At 51.8% G+C, this 25,022-nt stretch carries 13 protein-coding genes; 6 read left to right on the forward strand and 7 right to left on the reverse strand.

Annotated features, from left to right (window positions below; genetic code table 11):
* From JW881_14050 to JW881_14065, 4 genes are all read right to left on the reverse strand, one after another.
* A partial coding sequence (locus JW881_14050) for a DUF2341 domain-containing protein (protein MBN1698633.1) occupies window positions 1–7,052 on the reverse strand: 7,052 nt, incomplete at its 3' end.
* Between the two features lie 268 nt (window positions 7,053–7,320).
* The gene (locus JW881_14055; protein MBN1698634.1) at window positions 7,321–8,634 is read right to left on the reverse strand and encodes an orotidine 5'-phosphate decarboxylase; all 1,314 of its coding nucleotides are present in this window, start codon (window positions 8,632–8,634) and stop codon (window positions 7,321–7,323) included.
* 6 nt (window positions 8,635–8,640) lie between these two features.
* Window positions 8,641–9,615 (reverse strand): hypothetical protein, encoded by a 975-nt coding sequence (locus JW881_14060; GenBank protein MBN1698635.1) that lies wholly within the window; start codon window positions 9,613–9,615, stop codon window positions 8,641–8,643.
* Window positions 9,616–9,814: 199 nt separating this feature from the next.
* Window positions 9,815–10,711: a hypothetical protein gene (locus JW881_14065; GenBank protein MBN1698636.1), complete on the reverse strand. Its 897-nt coding sequence runs from the start codon at window positions 10,709–10,711 to the stop codon at window positions 9,815–9,817.
* Between the two features lie 575 nt (window positions 10,712–11,286).
* On the opposite strand from JW881_14065, the gene JW881_14070 reads away from it, so the two are divergent.
* From JW881_14070 to JW881_14085, 4 genes are all read left to right on the forward strand, one after another.
* Window positions 11,287–12,177 carry a class I SAM-dependent methyltransferase gene (locus tag JW881_14070; GenBank protein MBN1698637.1) on the forward strand — a complete coding sequence of 297 codons (891 nt, stop codon included), beginning with the start codon at window positions 11,287–11,289 and terminating at the stop codon, window positions 12,175–12,177.
* A 44-nt stretch (window positions 12,178–12,221) separates the two neighbouring features.
* Window positions 12,222–14,876 (forward strand): response regulator, encoded by a 2,655-nt coding sequence (locus tag JW881_14075; protein MBN1698638.1) that lies wholly within the window; start codon window positions 12,222–12,224, stop codon window positions 14,874–14,876.
* A gap of 255 nt (window positions 14,877–15,131) precedes the next feature.
* Complete coding sequence (locus JW881_14080; protein MBN1698639.1) at window positions 15,132–16,607, forward strand: threonine synthase; 1,476 nt, start codon at window positions 15,132–15,134, stop codon at window positions 16,605–16,607.
* Between the two features lie 35 nt (window positions 16,608–16,642).
* Window positions 16,643–18,670 (forward strand): ATP-binding protein, encoded by a 2,028-nt coding sequence (locus JW881_14085; GenBank protein MBN1698640.1) that lies wholly within the window; start codon window positions 16,643–16,645, stop codon window positions 18,668–18,670.
* 67 nt (window positions 18,671–18,737) lie between these two features.
* Here the strand turns inward: JW881_14085 and JW881_14090 are convergent, their stop codons facing one another.
* The 3 genes from JW881_14090 to JW881_14100 form a co-directional block, all read right to left on the reverse strand.
* The gene (locus JW881_14090) at window positions 18,738–19,685 is read right to left on the reverse strand and encodes a response regulator (GenBank protein ID MBN1698641.1); all 948 of its coding nucleotides are present in this window, start codon (window positions 19,683–19,685) and stop codon (window positions 18,738–18,740) included.
* Between the two features lie 104 nt (window positions 19,686–19,789).
* Complete coding sequence (locus JW881_14095; GenBank protein ID MBN1698642.1) at window positions 19,790–21,826, reverse strand: hypothetical protein; 2,037 nt, start codon at window positions 21,824–21,826, stop codon at window positions 19,790–19,792.
* 362 nt (window positions 21,827–22,188) lie between these two features.
* On the reverse strand, window positions 22,189–22,383 hold the full coding sequence (locus tag JW881_14100; protein ID MBN1698643.1) for a hypothetical protein: 195 nt from the start codon (window positions 22,381–22,383) through the stop codon (window positions 22,189–22,191).
* A 1-nt stretch (window position 22,384) separates the two neighbouring features.
* Here JW881_14100 and JW881_14105 point away from each other — a divergent pair, with 1 nt between their 5' ends.
* Window positions 22,385–22,843, forward strand: coding sequence for a hypothetical protein (locus JW881_14105; protein ID MBN1698644.1), 459 nt, complete (start codon window positions 22,385–22,387; stop codon window positions 22,841–22,843).
* Window positions 22,844–23,082: 239 nt separating this feature from the next.
* Window positions 23,083–24,936 carry a hypothetical protein gene (locus tag JW881_14110; GenBank protein ID MBN1698645.1) on the forward strand — a complete coding sequence of 618 codons (1,854 nt, stop codon included), beginning with the start codon at window positions 23,083–23,085 and terminating at the stop codon, window positions 24,934–24,936.
* Window positions 24,937–25,022: the final 86 nt, after the last annotated feature.

The following is a 25,022-nucleotide window of genomic DNA, read 5'->3' on the forward strand; positions in this document are numbered from 1 at the left end:
CGGTTGGTCATGTCGACGATATCCGCGGCCGTTCCGATCGTCAGGGTGCCGGACACCGTGCAGTTGTAGGAGGCGACCGTCAGCCTCGAGCCGCCCTGTTTCGTGAGATTCGCGAACTCAGAACCGCCCGTGACGCAGCTCTGTCCTGCCGCGCTGTCGAAGACGACCGCGCCGCCGCCCGCCGTGTATAAGGCCGAAGACGAGACGGTCCAGTCGCCCGAAAGGGTGATGGTGTTCCCCGAAGCGGATAATGTTCCCGCGATGATGTCGATGTCGTTCGCCACTTCACAGGAAGCGGCCAGGGTAAAGGTCTGCGAGGCGCCGTTGATCTGGAGATCGTAATAATCAGGCCCGGCGTAGGTCTGGATGCCGCCGCCCGCCGTCCCGTAGACGACGGCGCCCGAATCCGCGTCCGTCCGGCTGACCGCGTCCCCGCCCCTCCGGTACAGGGTCCCTTCGTTCTGGAACGTACTGTTGATCGTCAGCGTGTTGCCTCCCGTATCGAGCGAGGCCCCGGCTTCGATGGTGATGTTTTCGACCGTAACCGGGGTCGTATCGATGACCGGCATATACGCGGGGCCGAACGGAATGACGACGGTACCGCCCGCGCCGGGCACTACCTGCGGGAACCAGTTGGTACCGGTGTTCCATGACGTGAGTGCTCCGCCCGTACCGCCGACCCAGGTAAAAAAGGTCTGGTTGATCGTCCAGTTGATGTTGTTCCCGTTGCCGATACTGTCATCGGCCGTTATTGTGTCTCCGCCCGTATTGTCCGAATCCCGTATATCGGCGAAATCGACATTTTCCGTGTTCAGGGTATTTAAAATATTCCACCTGGTCGGTCCGGATGTGCTTTCGAGCACGATGAGGTCACCCGCCGCCCCCTGAATGACGAAATTATTCTGGATTGTCTGTGTTTCGTTCGCGCCGAAGCTGAGCGTTTTCCCGGGCGTCGAACAGGTAAAATTGTAGAAGCCCGTCGTACCGGTAATCGCCGAGGGCTTGTTTTCATCGATAAATATGACGGTATTGTTGCCGTGGGTAAAGGTCCCGTTGTTGGTCCAGTCACCCCCGACATTGATCGTGTTGCCCGCGGCATCGAGCGTCCCCCCCGAAATCGCGAGGTTGTTCGCGGCCGTTACTGTCCCTGACAATGTTCTCGTCCCGGTCTGGTTTTCGAGGTTCCAGAAATCCCCGGTACCCGGCGTGAGGGTGCCGCTTCCGTCGAAGCGCACCGTCCCGCCGTTATGGGTGAACGCGCCCACGTTCCAGTCACCGGCAATGGAGGCGACACCGGTCGTCCCCGTCATTGTCGAGACCGATATGTTCCCGTTCACGTCGATCGTCCCCGTCCCCCCCGAAAGCGTTCCGGTTCCCGTTACGTCCCCGGCCGCCGTTATCGAATAACCGCCCTGCTCGAGCGTTCCGCTTCCGGAAAATGCGAGGTCGCCCGCCACACCGAGGTTCCCGGTGAGGGTGAAGGACGCCCCGTCGATCGTGAGGTCGTAATAATCGTAGCCCGTGCTTCCGTAATCCTGGATCGTACCGCCTGTGGTCCTGTAGATGGTCAATCCGGAATCGGTGTCCGTATGGCTGACGTAGTCCCCGCCCTGACGATAAAGGGTTCCTTCGTTATCGAAGTCCCCCGTAACGGTCAGGGAATATCCGTCCGTATCGAGGCTCCCGCCCGCCTGGATGGTGAGGGTTTCGACCGTGACATCCGCGTTCATGACGGGCGGGTTTCCCGTGGCCGGGATGACCGCCGTATCGCCCGCCTGCGGATAGTCGACACCGCCCGACCAGTTGCCGGTATTGTCCCAGTTCTGGTCGCCCCCGCTTCCCGTCCACGTAAAAAAGGTCGTCCCGCCGGGGAAACTCCACCGGCCCGCATCGACGCCGCTTTCCGTATCGTTGTTGCCGTCGTCGATACTCGAATCCGCCGTAATGACGGTGGCGTTGGTGATGTCGCTGTCCTGCACGCGTGCATAGTCGACATCGGCATTCACCGTGTTGATGATCCACTGATTCGCGTCAGTGCTGTCGAGGATGACATAGTCGCCGACGGCCCCCTGGATGGTGAAGGTGCCGTTTACCGCCTGCGTCGAAGTCCCCTCGAAAAGGATCGTCTTGCCCGGTGACGTACAGGAGAGGTTGTTGAACGTCGTATTGCCCGAGATCGTCGATGTCCTTGTGTCATCGTTGAAGTAGACGGTACTGGAATGATTTAATGTCCCGCCGCCGTTCGTCCAGTTTCCGCCCACAGCGATGAAGTTCGTGCCCGCATTCACCGTCGTCCCGGAGGTGAACCCGAAATCGCCAGTGACGGTAAGGGAGCGCTGCACGGTAACCGAACCGCCAATGTCCAGGATGAGGTTGTAATAATCGGGGGAACCGTAATCCTGTATCATCGTCCCCGCCCCGCCGGATATGTATTGTACGGTTCCCGAGTCCGTATCGGTTTTCGTGCATTTGTTTTCGATCGAACTGGCCGTTCTGTAGCGCCTGAGGGTCCCCCGGTTTTCGAAGCTTCCGTTGATCGTGAGGGTGTATCCGGCAATATCCAATGCCGCGCCTTCCCGGATTTCGAGATTCGTCACCGTACGATTCGCCGCTAACGCCGGCGCCGCGCCGGTCGCCTGAATGATCGCGGTATCGTTTGTCTGGGGATAGCCGGTCGAAGGACTCCAGTTTGCCGCAGTCGTCCACGACGTACTTCCCGAACTCACCCACCGGTACACGGTGCCGGAAAAGATCCAGTTCGCATTATTGTTGCCATTGTCCATCGAATTACTCGCCGTAAACGAAGGCGCGCTGACCGTACTGTACTGAATCGCCGCGTAATCCGCCGTTCCCGCCGCGGTACTGTTGACCAGGGTCCACGTCGCGGCCGAGGTCCCTTCCAGGGTCACGTATCCCCCCAGTTCGCCCTGGATGACAAAGCTGTCCGTGATCGTCTGCGAGGTGCCGGACTCAAACCGGATCGTTTTGGACGGCGTCGAACAGGTGAGGTTCGAAAAGGTCGTCGTCCCCGAAACGACGCTGATCCGGGACGCGTCGGTAAAGGTGACGGTGCTCGTACCGTAAGTGAAACCAACCGCGCCGACCGCGTTGCTCCAGCTGCCGCCGACTGTTATGGTATGGTTGTTCGGGTTGAGGGTTCCGTTCGATATGGCGAGGTTGTTCGCGACACCGATACCGGCGGGAAGGCTGAAGGTCTGCCCCGCTTCATCGATGGTGAGGTTATAGTAATCATTCCCCGTATATGTCTGTATGTTTCCGCCCGACGTGCGGTAGGTGACGGTTCCCGAATCGGTATCGATTCTGTTCACCGTATCCCCGCCCCGTCGATAGAGGATGCCCTGAACCTCGAAGGTGTTCGATATATCGAGACTGTTCCCGCCCGTATCGAACGAAGCGCCGGAAGGAATCGTGAGGTTGAAAAAGGTGGTGTTGACGCCGAGGGTTCCGGCGCCGTCGCAGATCACGGTCCCGGTTCCCGGGACAAAGCTTCCGGTGACATTCCAGTTCCCCCCCGCGTAGGTGTATCCCGATGTCGCGGTGTAATTCGCAACCCCCAAACTCCCGTTCACATCGATTGTGCCCGAGCCGCCGGCGAGCGTGCCCGTGCCTCCGAGATTCCCCGCGACCGCGAGATTATGGCCGGACATGGAAAGGCTGCCTGGGTTGTTTATCGTGAGGTTCCCCTGTACCGTCAGGTTTCCCGAAGCGGTCCTGGTTCCGGCGCTTACCCCGAGGTTGTAGAAGGTTATTGCCGGTACCGTCCCTCCGGCATCGAAACTGACGGTACCGGTATTATGGCTGAAACTCGTGACGCCCCACTCCCCGCCTATCGTCGTCGTTCCCGTTGACGCGCTATATGTCTGGACGCCGAAATCCCCCGTCACGTCGATCGAGGCGGATTCGCCCCTGAGGATACCCGTTCCGTACACGTCACCGCCGACGGTCAGTGTGCCGCTCCCCGCATCCATGGCCCCCCCCGCCCGGATGACGAGGTCCCCGTATACGGTGACGGAGTACGCGCCGGGATCGAAGGTCCCCGCCGTTATCTCGAGATCGCCCGCGACGACGAGATTCGCGCCGAGGGTAAAGGTCTGCCCGGAGCCGTCGAAACCGAGGTTATAGTAATCCGTCGCCCCGTAGTCCTGTATCGCGCCGCCCGACGCGTCGTAATAGACGACGGTGCCCGAGTTCGTATCGCTCAACGTGATGGTATCACCCGTTCTTTTTCTGATGATTCCGAAATTCTCGAACTCGAAAACCGGCGGATTGATGATATCAAATCCGTTCGTGTCAAGGATCGCCCCGTCATTGATGAATATTTTTGCGGTATCGCCAGGGGCAGGTGTATCGAGATTCTTGGTGAGTACCGGCATGACGGAAGCGCTTGCGGGAATCACCGCCCTGTCGCTGGCCAGGCCGCCCGGCACCGCGTTCTTGTCCCAGTTCGCTGCGACCTGCCAGTTGTCCGGGTCGCCGAGATCGCCGCCCTGCCAGAGATAGTCGTCATCGTCCGGATTGATGATCCAGTTGAGGTTGTTCCCTTCGTCGACGCTATTGGTGGCGGTAATCGCCGGGCCCGGACTTGCGTCGCTGTCGGACACGATAACGTCATTGACGTTATTGGCTCCCCCGGAATCGATCCGCCATTGTATTCCCGGGATCGTGCTTTTCAGGGTGGTAAGCAGTCCGTTCGCGACGCCGATATCGAAACGGACGTTGATCGTCTGGAGACTGCCCGCTTCGAATTCGAGAATTTTCCCCGCCGCGTTGCAGTAAAACTCGTCGAAGGTATTGTCGCCGGTAATGGTACTCGTCACCGTATTGTCGAGAAAATAGACGGCGCACCCGGTTTCCGCGGTAAAGGCGCCGGCATTGTTCCAGCTGCCGATGATGGTGATGTCATAGCCGTTATCGTCGAGGTCCCCCGAGGAAATGGCGAGGTCGCCGTCGACATTGATACTGCTTAAAAGCGCCGCGCCGTCAGAGACGGCGAGATTGTGGAAATTGTTTGTCCCCCCCTGGGTTATCTGTGCATTCGTCGAGGTGAGGGTAATGGTTCCGGCGGGCGGGATGAAGGTGACGGCCGAATCGTTCCAGTTTCCGGCGACAGCGTGATTGTATGTTCCGGGAGAAAAGCTTCCCGAAGCAAGTATCAACCCGGCGGTTATCGTAAGTGCGCCCGTCGCCGTACGGGTTCCGCCGTTAAGCCTGAGGGTCGAAAAACTTTCGGAAGCCACGACACCCGTCCCGTCGAACGCCACCGTCCCCGAATTGTGGGTGAACCCCCCCACGGTCCAATCACCGCCGACCGAGGTGGTCCCCGTTGTCGCGTTATAAGCGGTAATACCGAAGGCGCCGTCGATATCGATGGCCGCGGTCCCGCCGTTCAGGGTGCCGCTTCCCGTGACATTTCCCCGCACATGAAGGGTATTCGCCGCGTTGAAGGTGCCCTGAATCTTCACGTTCGCCGCCGCCGAACTCCCCGCGGAGAGGTTTCCGTTCTGCTGAAAGGTTTGGCCGGCCGGCACGTAAAAGGCTGTCCCGTCGTTCGTCGTGACCGCCGGGGTTGCCTGTGAATACGGAATGTCCGTGTCCCCGTTGTGCGCGGCGGCCATAATAGTGTTGGACATGGAGCCGCCGTTATCGTGACGCACGATAACATGGTTTTGATAGATATCCATTCCCGCGAGGTTTCCGCCATCGGTGACACTGACCGTCGCCCCTTTTTCCGTTTCCCCGTCGATAAAAAGAAGAATCGCGTTTCCGGCGGCGATATTGGCCGTGGGAACGATCAGTTCGTACATCCCGTTCGAATCAGTATCGCCGCTGAAGAGGCTTGTTCCGGCAACGGTGCCGCCATTGACGGAAAGTGCCACGGTTTTTCCCGCCCCGACGGGTGACGTCCCCTCGCCGGTATACACGGTGCCGGAGATAACTATTTCCTCACGGAAGGTGCAGTAGGAGGATGGATTGTTCTGATTATTATAGGTGGCGGCCAGCCATGCATTCGACCTTCTTGAATGTGAAATCCGTATCTCGTCGAGGCTGCCCATAAACGACCTGTCAGGGTCAATGGCATTCGCATCCCCAAAAAGGAGGTTCTGGTCCGCGGGTGAATCGGGAAGAGGTCCCGCCGCCGTTGCTTCCGGGCCATACGAACTCCCGTCCATATACACAGATAACTCTTGGGCAACTCCGTCCCATAATAGAACGGCGTAATGCCATCCTCCAGCCGTCATGTTGGCCCCGTCCCGGCCATACACCGTACTGTTGTAATGGACCTGGCCGCGGAGAGGATCATTCAGCTTGAAAAGCGTAAAGAGGGTATCATCTCCAGAGGTACCATTTGCTTTGCATATAAGGCGGAAATAGGTAGAACCGTCTTCCGAATCGTAATTCCCCGACCAGTTGTACCATACCTCCACGGTCAGGGCGGACCAACTGTTCGTGTCGAAATTATTCACGTCGATATAATCGTCGACATTTTCATCGCTTCCGTCAAACTCCTGTGCCTGCGCGATTTTCCCGGCCTGAAGGGTCCCGTTTCCGTGCTGGCTTCCGTGCGACTGGTTGGCCGTGGAATCGTAATGGATCGCGGTCGTCTCGTCGTCCGTTGCGGCCTCGTTCAGGTGCCAGACCCCGGCGTAATCCGAATCCCAGACATTTTCGGCATCCTCCTGGTTCGAGGCGGCGGAATTACCGTAATACATATAGATGACCGTATCGGACCCGGCATAGAGTGTCTGCACCTTTACCCAAGCATCGAGTTCGGTTGAGCCCGTGTCCTCGTAATACTCGATTTCATGGGGGATTTTCGTTGTCCCGTCCGAAGTGGTAAAAAGGATGTCGTCGCCGTCGGATTGTGCCGATGTGAAAAGATTGTTTGCACCGGTTATTTTAATAAGGAAAGGAAATGCGGAAAGGTTCCCTCCCATACCTAATGAAGCGCTGTCAATGGTAATCTCCTGCCGGTATTTCCAGGCAGGATCGTACCAGCCGCTTTGCGCGGAAAGAAAAACCGTCTGACCCAAAAAACATATGAGTATAAGGATGAGTTTATAGCGTAATTTCTGCCGAATCGGTTTACCCGCCCTTCTTTCGAAAACTTATACCCCTTTTAAAAAATACCCCATCTTTTTACGAAAAACAACAAAAGTACATGATTTTTATCTTCTCTTTTTAGCACAATAAAAAACAAAAATAAAGTGAGTGACCGCACGGGAAAAGGGATTTTTCCCTTCTTCCGGACGGCATTGTGACCGGATCGCCGGAGTTTTCCGGCCATTTTAGCTTTTCCGGCTATCCGATCGCGCCCCCCACGCCTTTTTTTTCCCATTTCCGCAGACTGACGACCTTGGCCAGGGTCGAATTGTTTTCCCTGATCTCCTGGCGGATACGGTTTTCCGCTTCGAGCACGTCCGAGGCCCTGTTCGCCATTTCGACGACGCGGTCCTTTTCGAGGACGATGACCCCGTCGTCGTCGGCGGCGATCCAGTCCCCGGGTTCGATCTTCTGATTCGAAATGACGATCGGCACATTGATTTCCCCCATACCGTGCGGGTCGCCGGCATGGGATGTAACGAGCTTTGTCCAGACGGGAAATCCGAGTTTTCTGATATCGGCCGTATCCCGCACCGCCCCGTTCACCACGAGGCCCGCGATCCCCTTGTTCTTCGCGCTTTCCGTCGCGAGTTCCCCCCAGATCGCCGGTGCCATGCCGCAGGCATCGATGACGATAATATCGCCTTTTTTCGCCGCATCGATCGCCTCGACCGGTTTTGCCCAGTCGCCCGGCATCGTTCTTACCGTCACGGCGGGCCCGCATACCTGAAGCCCCTGAATAAGGGGCCGTATCCCCTCGAGGCACGGTTTCCTGTGGCTTCCGTCCGAAATATTGCTGGTCCTTACCACGGAGAGGATCTTCCGGAGTTCCTTTGACGTCACCCTGCGGAAGAGTTCCGTTTTGACGGGTGTTGCGGTATCGATCGCCCGCCTGATATCGGAGGCGGCCCGTTTTACATCGATCGCCTTTGTGATGGCGCCGCCCACGATCACCACGTCGGCCCCCGCTTCCACGGCAAGGGCTGCGGTTTCGCTGTTGATGCCGCCCGCGACCGCCAGGATCAAATCGGTCTTGCGCCGTACCTGCTTCAAAAGGCCGAAGGGGTCTTTGCCCTCCATCTGCGCGTCGATAGCGCAGTGGACGTCAACCCATGCGGCCCCGAGTTCTTTGAGCCGCGGCAGCAGCGCGAGCGGGTCATCGACCCCCAGGAGGTCCACGGCCACCCTGATGCCGTAGTGACGCCCCGCTTCCACGCATTCCCGGATCGTCGATTCGGCGGCGGTCCCGAGCACGGTGATAATCCCCGCGCCGGCCTTTGCCGCGGCCTCCGTCTCGATCTTGCCCGCGTCCATGGTTTTCATGTCGGCGATAATGGTCCTGTCGGGAAAGATACTCTTCAGCTTTCTCACTGCCTCGAGTCCTTCGGACTTGATAAGCGGGGTTCCGGCTTCGATGTAATCCGCGCCCCCTTCGACGGCTTGGGCCGCGGCATCGAGGGCCCTGTTGAGATCGACAAAATCGAGCGCTACCTGTAACCGGCAATCACCCATGTTCCGTCACTCCCCCTTTCCCTGTTTTTGATACCCCGCCAACATTTCAGCGGTCAGGCGGATGTCCCGCGTAATTTCGATCCGGATTTTTTCTTCCGGCACAATGGAAGGAACGGAAAGAAAGGGATCGCCGTCCGTAGCCTCGACTTCCCCGCCGTACCGCTTCGGGACAAAGGCGGGATCTAATCTGTCCGAAGGGGCTGTCGTGAAAAAATCGCCGGGCGGCATGAGTGTCAGACCGATGGTTACCCGATAGGCGTCCCCCGCTTTGTACGGTGTGGAGTAATTGTCGTTCCACTTGCGAAAAAAATCATTCATATGAAGGATGACCCGGCACACTCCCTTTTCTTCGCGTATGATACGCGCCTCGGTATCCTTTCTGCCGCCGGGTTCAGCCGCCGCGTCCGAACTCATGCCGTAGAGACTCCCGAACGACACCCCGGCGTTTTTTTCCTTCCATCCGGCAGGATAGGAAAAAGCGTACTCCATTTCTTCCTTTCCCGCGGACATCCTTTCTTTTACCGAAAAAAGCGAGAAATCGACCGTATATATTAAGGAAGAAAACCATTCACCGGGATAATACCAGCTGTATGTTGTGCTGTCGATACGGGATGAAGATGGAATGATCCGGTTGTCAAAAACCGTTTCGATAAAGCTGTGATGATAGCGTACCTTTTTTCGGAAATATCCGGCGGCATCGAGTATCTCCCCGGAAGAAACCTCATCTCCGGTGACAATTTCAAAGGGAAGTCCTGCCGAAGGCTTCCCCCCATTGGTCACCGTTAATTGCAGGGTAAGATCGCGGGGCTGGTCTATCGCATGCAGCGCCCGATCATATTCTTCCTGGTTCCAGTAAGCGGGTTGCAGGAGTTCTTTATCGCTTCCCACACTATCCTCCATGGCGGTCAGGGTCATAAAGATCAAAAGCAGGAAAAAAACAAGTGAAAGAAATGCGAGATTCAGCAGTGTATTTTTTCTCACGAAAATGCCTTTCCGGGGCGGCCGGCGCATACCGGTCTTCGACCTATTTATAAAAAGTATAGCCTCAAACGAGCCGCCTGGTCAAGCATGGATGTCCGGCGCGTGGACGCATCTCATGCCCGGTTTCCGACCGGGGGCGCCGGCCGGTATTTTTTGCAGTACGACATATGTCGGTAATAAAAGAATGGCTTTTTTGCCCTTATTTCAGATTTCCCAATAGAATCGCACCCGCGAGGGCCAGGGCGATACCGGTCAATGTGATCGCGGCCGCTTTTGACCGCGGCTCGACTTCCTTGAAAATAAAAATTCCGATAAACGCATGAAACGCGACATTCAGCTGGGCGATGGTAAATCCCTTTCCCGTCCCGATGAGTTCCATCATACGAAGCGATGTATAATTGCCGATTCCCCATAAAAGCCCTGAAAGTATTACTCTGGAATAATGGGAAGGTTTATCGAGGAGTATTGATTTTCCGGTAAGTAAAACCAGGATTGTGCTTCCCGCGAAAATACCGACCGCCATTGGAAACGCCGCCACCCACATCGATAGCGATCCGAGCTGGATGGGAATGAAATAGGTTCCCCAAAGGATACCCGCCCCGATCGCGCCAAGTAAACCGGTTTTATACAACCGTTTGTCGGCTTTCGTTTTTTCGCCCCCGGATTTTCCCCTGGCAAAAATGATAAGGAGAATACCGCTGATGATGGTGAGGACCGCCAGTACGGAAAGACCGATGATAAAAAAGCCGGATCGAATAAACTCCCCGAAGAGAACGATTCCCCAGACGATTGAAACGAGAAGATTCATCGGCGCCCAGATGCCGACGGCTTTGGCCATTCCTATTCTGCTTGTCCCGATAAAAGCAAAATAACCGCTCAAGGCCCAGATGAGGCCTCCCGCGAACGGAAACCAGAATGTCTCGGCGGTAAGTTCCCTGAATCCCTGAACCAGTGCGACACCAAGGGCCAGAACCAGATTTGCGACCGATACGTAAAAAACCTTGATCTGCTGGTTTTTAAAGGAAATCCGCTGACTCGGTGAAAGCCACGTTCCCCATGCCAGCACGGTGACTATCGCAAATAAAATACTTTCCACCTGCCGCTTCCTTTCCTGGGAGCATTTGTCCCGAACACTATTGAACATCGCTTTGAAAGAAAAATCAAGTCCTCCGTTAAAATATTGTCGACCGCGCGCTTCCCGCCATATCCGTATAATAAGGCGATCATGGTTTCAGGCGGAATCGTTCGCATATCCCTCCGTTCGGGGAATATCGCTTTACCGCATACCGTCCTCTATATGCCAAATGGTACGGGATGTTTTGCGGTCACCATTAAAAAAAAAATTTATTGCTTGACATATAAAAATCCTTTGGGTATCCTTTTAACGATTGATGTTTGTTTGTCGATTATAAAAACAGGTGTATGTGTTTTCAAGAAAAAAGTATGAACATGAGGGTCGCTTCGGTATCAATACCAGACATTTCTCTCTTTCATATCACTCAAACGGTATATTATGCATCATTTATCATCACGATATCCTCATGCGGAAAAGCCGGCGGTGTGGCACCGGCACACTGGACAAACCGGTCCGCTGTTTGTCGAAACACGGGACGGCACGACGGGGGCGGGTATTCGATGACATAGCGGGCGGCGACAGAGGGGATCAGGCACATGGAATATTTGATGAATTATCTGCAGGGATTGGTTCAAAAGGGGGGACCGGATAAGGAGGATTACGGAAAACTGACTGCATGGGCGGACAAGGTTGTCGAATACAAGAAGAAAAAGATGATCGGTTCGGAAGAACTGTCCCGAATAAACGATATCTGGGGCGATGCGGCGTCCATGGAAACCATCCAGGGATTCGCCTTGAAACGGCCGTACGGGTATCCCGGAGATTTCGAGCTGCTGGAAAAAATATATAATAAACACCTTTCTCCGCGCCGGGAACTGGTGAAATGGGATGAATACATACACTTTCATAAAGCATCCGAAGCGCTTCGCAACAGAAAAAAATACTTCATTAACGTCATAATGGCGCATGTAAATAAAAAATTCATCGTTAATGTGTTGAATCTCGGCAGCGGCCCGGGCAGGGACATGTATGACCTGTTCAATTCCCGGGACCTCGGGAGAAAAATTCTTTTGTTCGACTGCGTCGATCATGACCTGCGGGCGATCCACTACGCCAACCGGCTGTGCCGCGCTTATCTCGATCATATAACATTTATCAATGAAAACATCCTTTTTTTCGTCCCCGACAAGCCATACGATGTTATCTGGGCGGGCGGCGTGTTCGATTATTTCAGCGACAGGATTTTCAGGCGCGTGCTGCAACGACTGGCCGGCGCCGTCAAGAAAAACGGAGAAATCGTGATCGGCAATTTTTCAGTCAACAATCCCGCCAGAAATTACATGGAGATGTTCGGATGGACATTACATCATAGAAGCCAACAGCAACTAAACGAGCTTGCACTCTCATGCGGCATAGATCAGCACGACATTACCATCGGGAGCGAAGAAACCGGCATTAACCTTTTTTTGCATATAACACAAAAATAGATTATGATTGAGACATATTCGATTTAATAAAGGGGACTTTATTTGTGAAAGAAGAACAGTCAACCGGCTTACAGGTTGAATTGAAACACGTCATTACCGGATTCAACAAGGAACTTGAAAAAGAGTTCTATAATGATTTTCTGGAAAGCTCCCTTTTTTTCATACGGGTCTCGCTCGTTTTCGGTATCATCCTCTATGCCGTTTTCGGGATTCTGGATATCTGGATTGTTCCTCAATCAAAAGAAAAAATATGGTTTATCCGCTACGTTATCGTATGTCCGATCATCACCATTTATTTGTTCATGTCGTCCGCGGTTATGTTCAAAAAGTATTCACAATTATTGCTGAGTATTTTATCGGCAATACTCGGTATCGGTATTGTGGCAATGATCGGTATGATAAAAGAATCGGAACCGGGTTTCAGGTATTATTATGCCGGTCTTATTCTTGTCACCATGGCGGTTTATACCGGCTTCCGGTTGCGTTTCATTAATGCGACAATAATGAGCTGGTTTGTCGTCTTCTCCTATGAGATTGTCGCGGTTTTTTTCAATGGCATGCTCGCCTCCCAGGATAAATTTCCGGTGTTTCTCAACAACAACTTCTTTCTCATCTCATCCAATATCATCGGGATGTTCGCTTCTTTTTCCATCGAATATTTCATCAGAAACGACTTTCTTCTGAGAAAAAAAATTAAAATCGAGGAAGAAAAGGAAAAACAACGGGCAAAGCAGGAGTTGATCAAGACAAAAATCGAGCGTGATTACGCACAATATGCCGTCCAGTCGATAGAAGAAGAAACCGATGCCGGGTTGCGCAATATCGCCCATTCCATCAAGAACAAGCACATGATTCAGCAGGCGATGAATAATGAAATAAAGGATATCGTGGTCCTGCTGAAACGTTCGATCAAGACCTTGAAAAAGACCACGCCGCGATTGATCAAGGACAACCTTTCACGGGCGCTCGAGCAGTATACCAAAAAACTCGTCTACCGGATAAAGAAAGAGAATCCCCAAACGGCCCGTATTCTTGTTTCGGAATACATGCCGGCTATAAAGGCCATGATGAAACGAATCGCCGCAGGATTCGAAGCAAGGAGTACACCGAAAATAAGACATTATATGCTCGGGAAACTCGATACGATTTCAAGAAAAATCGACAATTCACTGAATAACGCCTTCGATAACATGACCGATATCCTCAACTATATTTACGCGATTATTTCCTACCAGCGGGGAAAAGATATTTCGATGAGCGGGGAGGTATTTACCGATCTGGGACGTATTTTCGGACACATCCAGGACGCGTACGCAGACTGGCTGGCACAATATAATATCGGATTTTCATATAAAAATTACTCAGGCGAAAATGTACGATTACATATCTATGATTTTATCCTCGAGGAGGATATTCTCCGCAATCTGTTCATGAACTCACTCAGGGCGTTGATAGAAAGCGATCCGGAAAACTTAAGGCAGGACAAAAGAATATGGATTGAGGTTTTTATTCGGACACTCAAGGATTCCACGCAATACTACATCATCCATTTCAGGGACAACGGGCCGGGAATTCCCGAAAACAGGAAAAAACTCGTTTTCGAAGGATTCACATCCAAAGGAAGAGCGGCGGATGAAGACGATCCCGAAGCCAAAACGGAACACGGCATCGGATTACGGACAGTGAAAAAAAGGGTCGAAGAAGCCGGTGGCGTGATAAAGGAAACCGGGGTTTTTGGTAAAGGATGCAATGTCATCATAAAGTTCAAAAAGTACGGCAAAAAAGAAATCAAGCCGGGCGATGCACTCACCGATATTTCCGCGGGCCAGAGTATACGGGAGGTGCCGGATAACAGAAGAAGATATTCGGCGATTCAAAACAAAAATATCCTGATCGTCGATGACAGTGAAGATATCCGCGAATCCCTCGGAAAGATGTTTCGAAAAATCGGTATGCTGATCTGTTTCGCTTCGACAATCGATGAAGCGCGCGATCGTCTGTACAACCCGAATAAAAAACCCGATATCATCATTCTGGACCTCGATCTCGGCTTGCAGAAGGGCGAAATACTTCTGCTCGAAATGATCGGCAGAAAGGGCAAGGAGATACCCGTTATCGTCGTATCAGGATCGGAGAGGGCCTCGAACGATGAGGGGTTGAAACGGTTGCATGCGCGGGCGGTGTTCATCAAACCGGTTAATGAAAAAATACTCTGTGATTGTGTCTTGGATTTATTGTCGGATCATGAAGAATCGAGGGAAACAGCCGATGGGTTGAGCCGCGGCAAATGGGAAGTGCCTGAACGAATAAAAGAAAAAAAGCTTCTTATCGTCGACGATGAACCGGAACCCCGCAAGATCATCGCGGACCTTTTCGGCGGATTGACGATAATTTTTGCCGCCTCGAACAGCGAAGCGAAGGAAAAGATTATCGAATTTCAGCCCGATATTATTACCCTCGATCTCGCATTGGGCAAGGAGAACGGAAGGGATCTTCTCTCCTGGCTGACCGAAAACGAATTGGCGATTCCGGTGGTTGTCATTTCAGGCGAAATCGATGACGATGAGGACGAATCCATAGAAACCCTGATGAGGATCGGAGCCCGAAGCGCTTACCCAAAGCCTATAAACGAAAAAATCGTTTTCAACACGATCGTCAGACTGCTTGAAAAACAATCACGAGATTCATTCGTAAAGTGAGCGTAAAAAACCGTCAACGCTTGTAATATCCCGGCATCGTTTTTCCGTTCAATACATACGGCAATACTTGTGCTCCATACTTCACTGACGGTCCCGGATAATCGCATTTACGAAGCGGGATTTTCACGGAAGGGGATATTGTAAAATTTCCGAAATCAATGTAATCTGGATGACCGGATGAAGAAATTACTGCGATCCGACAGCGAGAAATAGTCCGGGAATACGGAAAAAGGGACGAGAAAGAGGGATATACGAATGCGTTATATCAGTACGCGGGCCAACTGGAAACCGGAAGCGTCAAAAACCGTTATCCGGCTCGGGATGGTGCCGGACGGTGGATTGTTCGTTCCGGAGGTCTTTCCCGCGATCGATATGGAACAAGTAAAAAAAGCATGTTCTTACAAAGATTGCGCCTTTGAAATCATGAAACAGTATCTTTCTGATTTCGAAGAACCGGAACTTCGCGGTATTATCGATGCATCATACGGAAACAACTTCAATTCTCCGGACGTCGCGCCGGTTTACCGGCTGGACGATACGACGTCAATCCTTGAACTCTGGCACGGCCCGACCGCCGCATTCAAGGACATCGCACTTCAATGTATGCCGCGGCTTCTTATCGCCGCGATGCGAAAGGAATCGGAATCACTCAGGGTAATGATACTGGTTGCCACATCGGGCGATACGGGCAAGGCGGCGCTCGAAGGGTTCAGGGATGTCGAAGGGACCACGATTATCACCTTCTATCCCAGCGACGGCGTCAGCAGTATCCAAAAACAGCAGATGGTGACCACGGAAGGACAAAATACCGCCGCGGTCGGGGTACGCGGTAATTTCGATGATTGCCAGACCTCGGTTAAAAATGCCTTTCAGGACAGGGACCTGCGCAAGGCCGCGGCGGAGCGTGGAATTGTTTTTTCATCCGCCAATTCGATTAATTGGGGGCGGCTTGTCCCGCAGATTACCTATTATTTCTGGGCATATCGTGCGATGCACAAACGGAAAATGATCGGGTGGAAAGACGGCATTAATATCTGCGTGCCGACCGGTAATTTCGGCAACATACTCGCCGCATACTACGCGTATAAAATGGGTCTACCCGTGAATCGATTGATCTGCGCCTCGAATATGAACAATATTCTTACCGATTTTATCAATACCGGGACCTACAATATCAATCGCACGTTTTATTCAACCGTTTCTCCGTCGATGGATATTCTTATTTCATCGAACCTCGAACGGCTAATATTCGATCTGACGGGCCGTGACGGGGGCAACGTGGAAGATTATTACGGGAGGCTTAAACGTGACGGGTCATTTTCATTAACGCCCGGCGCATTGAATACCATACGAAAGCTTTTTTACGGCGGTTTCGCCTCCGAAGACCGGACATATGATGCAATCAACAGGGTGTACCACGACCACTCCTATGTACTCGATACGCACACCGCTGTTGGTTATCATGTACTCTGCGGGTATCGGAAAAAAACCGGCGACATGACCCCGGCCGTCCTGACCTCAACGGCGAATCCCTACAAGTTTCCCGTCGCGGTCTACCGCGGGATTACCGGCCGGACAGTCGAAAATGACTTCGAGGCCCTTTCACTTCTTCATGAACGAACCGGCCTGCCGGTCCATCCGTGCCTTTCGGGTATCGAGCAAAAAAAAGTAACGTGTACCGATATCATCGCCCCAGATGAAATCGGCAGCTACATTGAAAAAAGCCTCTAGCCGGCCGGAACGAGAAACATTTTACGGAGAGAACGGTGAGACGAGTATTTTTCCTTCTTTTATTGTTTTCGTTTTTTTTCCTCTGTTCATGCGACCTGATCTTCTGGGGGAAGGGGGGCCTCCCGCGCGCGGTCGACGGCAGGATGGATCTCGCAAACCGGGACTTCGATCGCCAGGGAATCGTCAAACTCGACGGCATGTGGGAGTTTTACTGGAACGAACTGCTGGAACGGGAAGATTTCACTACCATGTCCGACCGGCGGGCACATGCCGGACAATACGGAAAGGTTCCCGGCCTTTGGAACGATTACGAGTATGACGGAAATACCCTTCCGTGTTTCGGCTATGGAACATTCAGACTCATCGTCACCCTTCCGTCCCATCTCGAGAGAATGGGAATAAAAGTACTCGACGCAAGCACCGCCTACCGTCTCTGGATCGACGGCACGCCGCTGTTACGGAACGGCCGTGTCGGAAAAACGAGGGAAGAAATGCGGCCGCAATATCTTCCTCGTGTGGCCCCGTTTCGTCCCGGTGATAGCGGTGAGATCGAAATCATTATCCAGGTTTCGAATTTTTATGAGGGACTCGGCGGTTTGTGGAAGAGTATCATGATCGGAATGGAACAGGATATTCTGAACGAACGCGACAAACAGATCGCCCTGGAACTTTTTCTCTCCGGTGTTCTCTTCGTCATCGGGATTTATCACATCGTGCTTTTTCTGATGGGGAAAAAAGAGCTCTCACTCCTCTTTTTCGGATTATTCTGCTGGGATATCATGATGAGGGTCCTCGTCACCGGGGAGCGGTTTCTCTTCCAGTTAATACCGGATTTCAACTGGCAGATCGGCACGAGGATGGAACTCTTCACCGTTTTTGCCGGTGTTCCGCTATTTCTCTGCTTTATCTATTTTCTTTTCCCGAGGGAATGTAAAAAACTGATCCTTCGGATTCTTTCGGGAATCGGAATTCTCTGGTCGATCGCCATTTTTTTCATTCCTTCACGTTTTTTCGATCTCATCACGAAATGTTACCAATTCGTCATCATTATATCGTGCGTATATATCATCATCATCATTGTCCGTGCGATCGCACGGAAACGTGACGGAGCCGGCTTTATCATGACGGGAGTGATTATCTTCGTCCTGACGATCATCAATGATATACTTACCGTCAACTTTATCATTCGCACGGACCTTTTCACCCCCCTCGGACTTTTTTTCTTCATACTCTGCGCTTTTGCCCTATACGAAAAATTCGTACGTGCGGAGGAACAATTACGTGTCCAGCAGGAACAGCTGATCCATGCCGACAAACTCATCTCCCTGGGAACACTCGTCGCCGGTGTCGCGCATGAAATCAACAATCCAAACAACGCGATCATGATCACCTCGGAAACCTGTTCGAAAATGTGGAAAGGATTCATGAGTGTTCTCGATGAGTACTGCGAAGCCCTCGAGGAGGTAAGCGTCGGGGGGCTTTCCGTTACGGAGATGAAAGAGGAAATCGGGGAAAGCTTCAATCGAATACTAAGGAGTTCAAGAAGAATCAAGTTTATCGTGGAAGAACTCAGGAAATTCTCGCGCAAGGATGTCGGTACTCCCCTGGAAGAAATCGAAATCAATACCCTCATACAGTCCTCGATTAGCCTTGTCGAAAATAAAATCAAAAAAAGCACGCAAAACTTTCATGTTTCTTATGGGGACAACATACCCCGGCTGAAGGGAAACTACCAGCGGCTCGAACAAGTACTCGTCAACCTTATTCAGAACGCCTGTGACGCGCTCGAGGATTCAACACAGGGAATCATGATTTCCACGGCCTACGACAGCCAAAACAGTGAAATCGTCATCAATGTCAAAGACGAAGGTTCCGGAATGAACAGGGAAACACTGAAAAGGATTTTCGATCCCTTTTATACGACAAAAAGGGATAGGGGAGGAACGGGTCTCGGGCTGGCGGTTTCCGCAAATATCGTAAAAGAACACGGCGGCACCCTCACCTTCACCTCCCAACCGGGAAAGGGAACGCATGCCAGGCTCGTTTTTCAGTACCGGGGATAGACGTTTCTACGATAATTGAATGACTGCCGGGAACCGGTCTTGCCCGTAAAAGCGGACGCCCGATCACTCAGGCGTGGAGTTGCTGTTCGCCCAGTTTTTTCTCCACGTCCCGTTTGACTTTTTCTTCAAAACCGGCATCGACAAAAATGATCAGGTCCTGCCGTGCGCAGTTGATGGGACTCGGCCCGAAGAGGGTGCAATAGAGTTTTCCTTCACCGATTTTAGGCGGTTTGATCCGCAATCGATAGGTATGCTGCACGCCGGAAGGCCCGTAACTGCCGAACTTGATTTTATATATCTGTTTATGGGAAGCGAGAACATTAAAGACGGAAATCTGGGCGTCCGCGGGAATGTCCTTGATGCTCTTTATCCTTCTGTTCCACATACTGTTATGCGATTTGCCCGGGCTGTCACTGACCTCGATATCGCGGGGTTCGACAAGAAACGCCTCGTTTCCGATAGTGTTCTTCACCTCACCGGACAGCTTTTTCACCCGCAGCTTGGTCATCATGTCTATACCGTCATCATCCATGATTTTATGCAACTCATTCTCAAACCGTTCGACACCCATAGTTTCAGCCATCCGTATGATCGCAAGGGCCTGTTTTTTTTTGCTTATCAGGTTGTCGATCTTTGTTTCGAGGTATTCCCGCTTGAACGGTTTTGGCAGAAAATCGATTGCCCCCGCTTTAAAGGCCTTGATGCCTGTTTTAAAGGGGTCGCTTTCGCTTTCCGTATGTTCGGAAAGCATAAGGGTGATGGAATCGATGTTGTTCTCGCTGACATAACGAAGCACCTCGATACCCGCATCCGGTTCCGGGAGATAATTGTCCAGAAGAATCAAATCATAGGCATAATGTTGTTTTTCGGCAATTTTAAACTTCTTTAGCGCGTCATCTTTTGAACCGGCGGTTTCACAGATATATTTTTCCTCCAATATCCGGCACAGGTGATCCCTCACGAACTTGTTGTCATCGACGATCAATATTCTCAGCTTTTCTCCGATATTATTCATTCCTTATATTATCCTTACCTTCTAGTATAACATTATAGAAGAAAAGCGGTATGATTTTCAAATGGAAAACGTCCGATAACCTTCAGATATTATCGTACACGCTGCTATCCCGCGGCAGGGATGACAAGCATGGTAATGGCATTCAATACGACGGCCATGAGAACAAGAAGTTTAAAGAAGGATTTATTCCCGTGTTGAAGTCCGAGGGCGACAAGAATAATCAACAACGGCATAAAATCGATGCTGAAGCGTTGTGTGTTATATTGAACCCAGCCATTGTTGTAATACATGAGTGTCCCGACAAGGACGATGCCGATGGAAATCCAGGCGGGAACGAGAAGACTTTTTTTCCATCGCGCCCGTAACGAATAGAAAACAAAGGGGCTCGCGAATGTAAGCGAAGTACCGAAGGGATCGAGCGGCCACCACTGGTGCACGCTTGTTACCGTGTTCGGTCCGTCGCCGTAATTCAGGTGAAAACCCTGAAGGAACATATAGACGGCGTTGAAAGGAATATGAAACATACTGAATTGTCCGTACTCCTGTACGCGGTATTGCATAAACCCGCCGAGTTCCAGATAGGCATATCCCGTGTCAAAGATATTACCGAACCGGATATAGTTGAACGCCAGATATCCGATCACACAGACGCCGAGAGTGGAGAAAAAGAAAAGGGTGTGCATGATCCTGTTTTTCATGTCCTTTCTCCGATCGTTCGTCCAGAGGCCGAACACGATAAAGAGGGCGAAAAAAATACTCAACTGGCGGGAAAGAAAAGCGAAACCCAAAAACAGACCGGCGAGGATTCCGTTTCCCCTGCCCAGTGTTTCATGCAGGGTGGCAAGCATGGCAAACACGGCAACGACATGTGCAAACCAGCATACCCCGAGGCTGTTTCTGAGGCACAGCCAGTAACCGGTCCCGAGAAAAAAGGCAAGGAGAACCCATGGCCTGACCTCACGCTTCACGTTCAGTCTGGAAAGTATCCGCGCGAGGAGAATGACACTAATAACGGCGATAAGAATCGCGATGAGGGTGACTTCCGTTTTTAATCCGAAAACGGCGACAAACGGAAGAAGGATGAGTACGGGAAACGGCGGATAGATGACATATACCTTGCCTTTATATTGAGCCGTATCGTGAAGCCGTACACCGATGTCGATTCTGCCCTCGAGGATCGCCTTTGCCTGATAGACGTAGTGGTTTTCATTTCCCGGAATCGGTTCCTGTTCGATCGATTCCCAGATATCATGGACAAACGGCAGCCCGATAATAATTACGAGCAGCAGGGCGACGATTCCTTTCGTGTAGGGGGATTGCGTGATCTTTTTAATCCCGCTCAGATGCTGTTCCGGCTGTGGAAAGAATGTATCGATCCATTTCCCGACAAAATCGGGAATCCGTTTCACGATTCCCTTTTTTCTGAGGATGATAATTCCCGTAACGATAAGCGCTAAAACGACGGCACCGAGAAGGACGATGTAGACAAGCCTTATAGCCGAAAATCCTCCCGCCGTATTTTTCCCACCCTTGTCATCTCCGGATGCGTCGGTACGCGGCGCGGGGACGGAGAATACCGCCGCGCGCGCTGGAATATCTTCGACTTCAACCACCTCTACCGCATCGAAGGAGGCCTTCCCCGTGTTCAGGCTGCCGTAGCCGCCGAGGCAGAGGGCGACCGGCAGCCGGGTCAATCCCCGCTCGGGCCTGACATACAGTTCGAGATAGCGCCATCCGGACGTCGTCCCCTTGACGTCTGGTGATGTGATAAAGTGGTTGTCGATGGAGAGATTGGCGCCGAGCAGATCGGTATCCGCATGGCCGACATTATCCGTCCTGACCCATGCGGATATTTTATAAACAGTATTTTCATTGACCGCTACTTGCTGGACGAGCCGGGCGTCGTTTTCCTCATCACTGACGATCGTGACATAATACCGTCCTTCATACGGGTCCTCTGTCTGAATCTCGAAACGCGATATATTTTTATTGAATTCCCAGACCCTCCACCAGGCGATATCGCCCTGTTCCATGCCCGGATTGCGGAGGAGGTTTTCACCGGCGTATACGACAATTGTCGTAAAACCGAATAAAATCAATATCGAGAGAATAAAAAGCAGACAGGATTTTCTATACACCATCTCTTGCTACCTTTTCGGATACGGGATACAGAAAGAGACAGGAAACATCACTTTCTTCAAAAAACTATAATCTCACCGCCCGATTCTGTCAAGCATGGGGAAAGGAAGCCGGAAAGACCGCCCGGTTTTATGGCTCTTCAATAAGGTCTTATGTCCTATCTTTGTATGGGGTATAATCCTATAATTAAAATAATGTAAATGCTTATAGTCAAATATGTAAAAACGTGATTATCTTAATAATAGAAAAGATAAGCCTGTCATTATATATCGTGGATTGGGGTGAAAGCGAAAAGCGTAACGGCATATATGGTAAGGGCAAAAGAATAAATAAAAGGAGCAAGAAAAATGAAAAAAAGAGGTGTCTATTGTGCTTCTGTTTTGTTAATTTTGTTTTCAGTCGTATGTATTATCATCAACCTCGGCGGGTGCGCGGATGTGAACGAATCGCCGAAGCCGACGGATTTACCTGTCGATGAACCGACAGCCGTACCGACCGCAGTACCCACTGGAGTTCCGACCGCAGTACCCACGGCAGTACCGACAGCCGTGCCGACCATAGTGCCGACTGCAGCTCCGACCGCCGTTCCCGGCGGAAGAGAGGGGGGAGAAGTATGGCTTGTCCCGGAAGAACTGACGGTAAAAAATAGCGATAAATTCACGATCGAAGTCCATTGCCATACCGGCGAGCAAAAACTTGCGGCATACGGGATTAGTATCAAATATAACACCTTTAATCTCGATGTCGATACCGATATAGGAACAAACGGCGTCGAAGCCGGCCCGGACGGATTCGTCGCGGCGGCCAACGCGGTCGAGGAAACAGGGACGCTTGTTATGAGCGGATTCGATACAGGCGGGAAAGGACCCTCTGAAGATCTCAATTTATTCATCACACACTGGATTGCCATAGAAAGCGGAACGACCGTGCTTGAGGTGACAATTGTGGATCTTGTCGATGAGAATACGGATCCCATAGCTAATCAGATCGCGAATGACGGGAGTGTCACGATTCAGTAAATAATCGTATAGCAGATGTTATTATTGACTAACACAAAGGGACGGCCGTTCAGGCTGTCCCTTTTCTTTTGTCTTCACGCACACACAATTTTTTCCATTACTTGGCACTCCCGTTTTCAAAGCACACCGCTTGATGAAAATCCAATGATGTATAATTACTCATCAATGATGCTTGACAAACCGGAAAATCTGTTTCAACGTGTAACAAAATGAAAAGCTATTCAATAAGGAGTTTGAAAATGAAAGAGAGAAGACAAAAAAACAAAAAACCATTGCTTTTCCTGTTGTTTCTTCTGATCGTCTCCGGCTGCAGCGACATTGGCATTTCCGAGAATGAGCCGGTAAACATGAATAATTCACTCCCGAGTATTTTTGTCGCCGACGGATCCAATGCAAGAATCTTCGGGATACGGGACATGGACGGAACGGGGTGGCAGAGTTATCCCGATCCCGCCTTTCCCATGAACAAGCCGCGATGCATCGCCGTTGATAAGGACGGGAAAGCGTATATCACCGATTACAGCAATCACCGCATCATCCGGATAGATCCCGTTTCGGGCTCGGGCTGCATCACCTTCGGCCGGCAGGGGAGCGGGGAAGGCCAGTTTTATTATCCTTCGGGCATCGCAATCGGGAACGACGGGAAAATCTATATTGCCGATACCTATAACTACCGGATTGTCCGGATGGACGATATATCGGGAGAAGGCTGGACAACCATCGGTATACAAGGAGTCGGAGATCAGCAATTCAACAGGCCTTTCGGTATCGCGACCGGTATCGACGGCCGTATCTATGTCGCCGATACCTACAATAACCGTATCGTAAGGATGGATAAGATGACCGGGGCGGGCTGGGCCGTATTCGGGACAAGGGGAAGCGGGGTCAATCAATTTTACAGATTTCAGGGTATTGCCGTGGGGCCTGACGGGAAAATCTATGTTGCCGATAACAATAACCACCGGATTGTCAGGATAAGCGATATGACGGGCAAGGAGTGGAAATCACTCGGCGGCGAAGAAGGGTCCGGAAGTGCGACGGGCCAGTTTAAAAATCCTTTCGGTATAACGGTCGACGGACAAAACAGGATATATGTCGCAGACTACAACAATTGCCGGCTTATCAGGATGGATGATATGGACGGGAATGGCTGGACTTCCTACGGGACGTATGGAGCCGGTCCGGATCAACTAGCCTATCCCCGGGACGTCGCTACCGGGAAAAACGGAGAAATTTTCATTACCGATCAAAACAATTACCGCGTCATCAAAATGAATAACATGGCCGGTACGGGGAGGAAAATATTTGGCACATACGGAAACCTGCCCGGACAGCTGCGCCGCCCGTACGGTATCGCAGCCGGTAACGACAAAAAGATTTATATTTCCGATTATGACAATCACCGGATTATACGCATGGACAATACGGCCGGAGAGGGATTGATGACCTTCGGTACGGCGGGCAATGAAGAAGGCCAATTCACGAATCCCTCAGGCATTGCCCTGGACAATGACAACAGGATCTATATTGCGGACAGGGGCAATCACCGGATCGTCCGCACGGATGACATGACGGGTGCGGGCTGGATATCCCTCGGGGCGGAGGGGAGTACCTCGCTTCAGTTTTCGAGTCCCTGCGGCGTCGCCTTAAGCCGCGACGGCAAAATTTACATCGCCGATTACGGCAATCACCGGATTGTCCGTGTCAATGACATGTACGGGAACGGATGGCAAAGTGTCGGTGGCGAGGCGGGAACCGGAACAAGGCAGTTTTCCTATCCCACCGGCATCGCTGTCGACGGGGAGAGCGTTGTTTATGTTTCCGATTACGGCAATCACCGTATAATCAAAATGGGGGATATGGATAATTCGAGCTGGTTTTCCATCGGCACCCAGGGAAACGGGGTCAATCAGTTCAGCCATCCCTGCTTTATTGCTCTTGACGATGATTCAAGGATGTATGTTACCGATTACGACAATCACCGGATCGTCCGCATGAGCGACATATCGGGAACGGACTGGACGTCGTTCGGCACGATTGGCGCCGGCGAAAACCAGATGTTTTACCCGACCGGCATCGCTTTCCGGCAATAGCCCGCGTCCGGATTCCCCTGCGCACCCGGGGTGACGACAATTGTCGTCTTTTATTGACGGCACATACTATGGCCCTTTCCCTTGTC

It is taken from the genome of Spirochaetales bacterium, assembly GCA_016930085.1.
GTDB lineage: Bacteria > Spirochaetota > Spirochaetia > SZUA-6 > JAFGRV01 > JAFGHO01.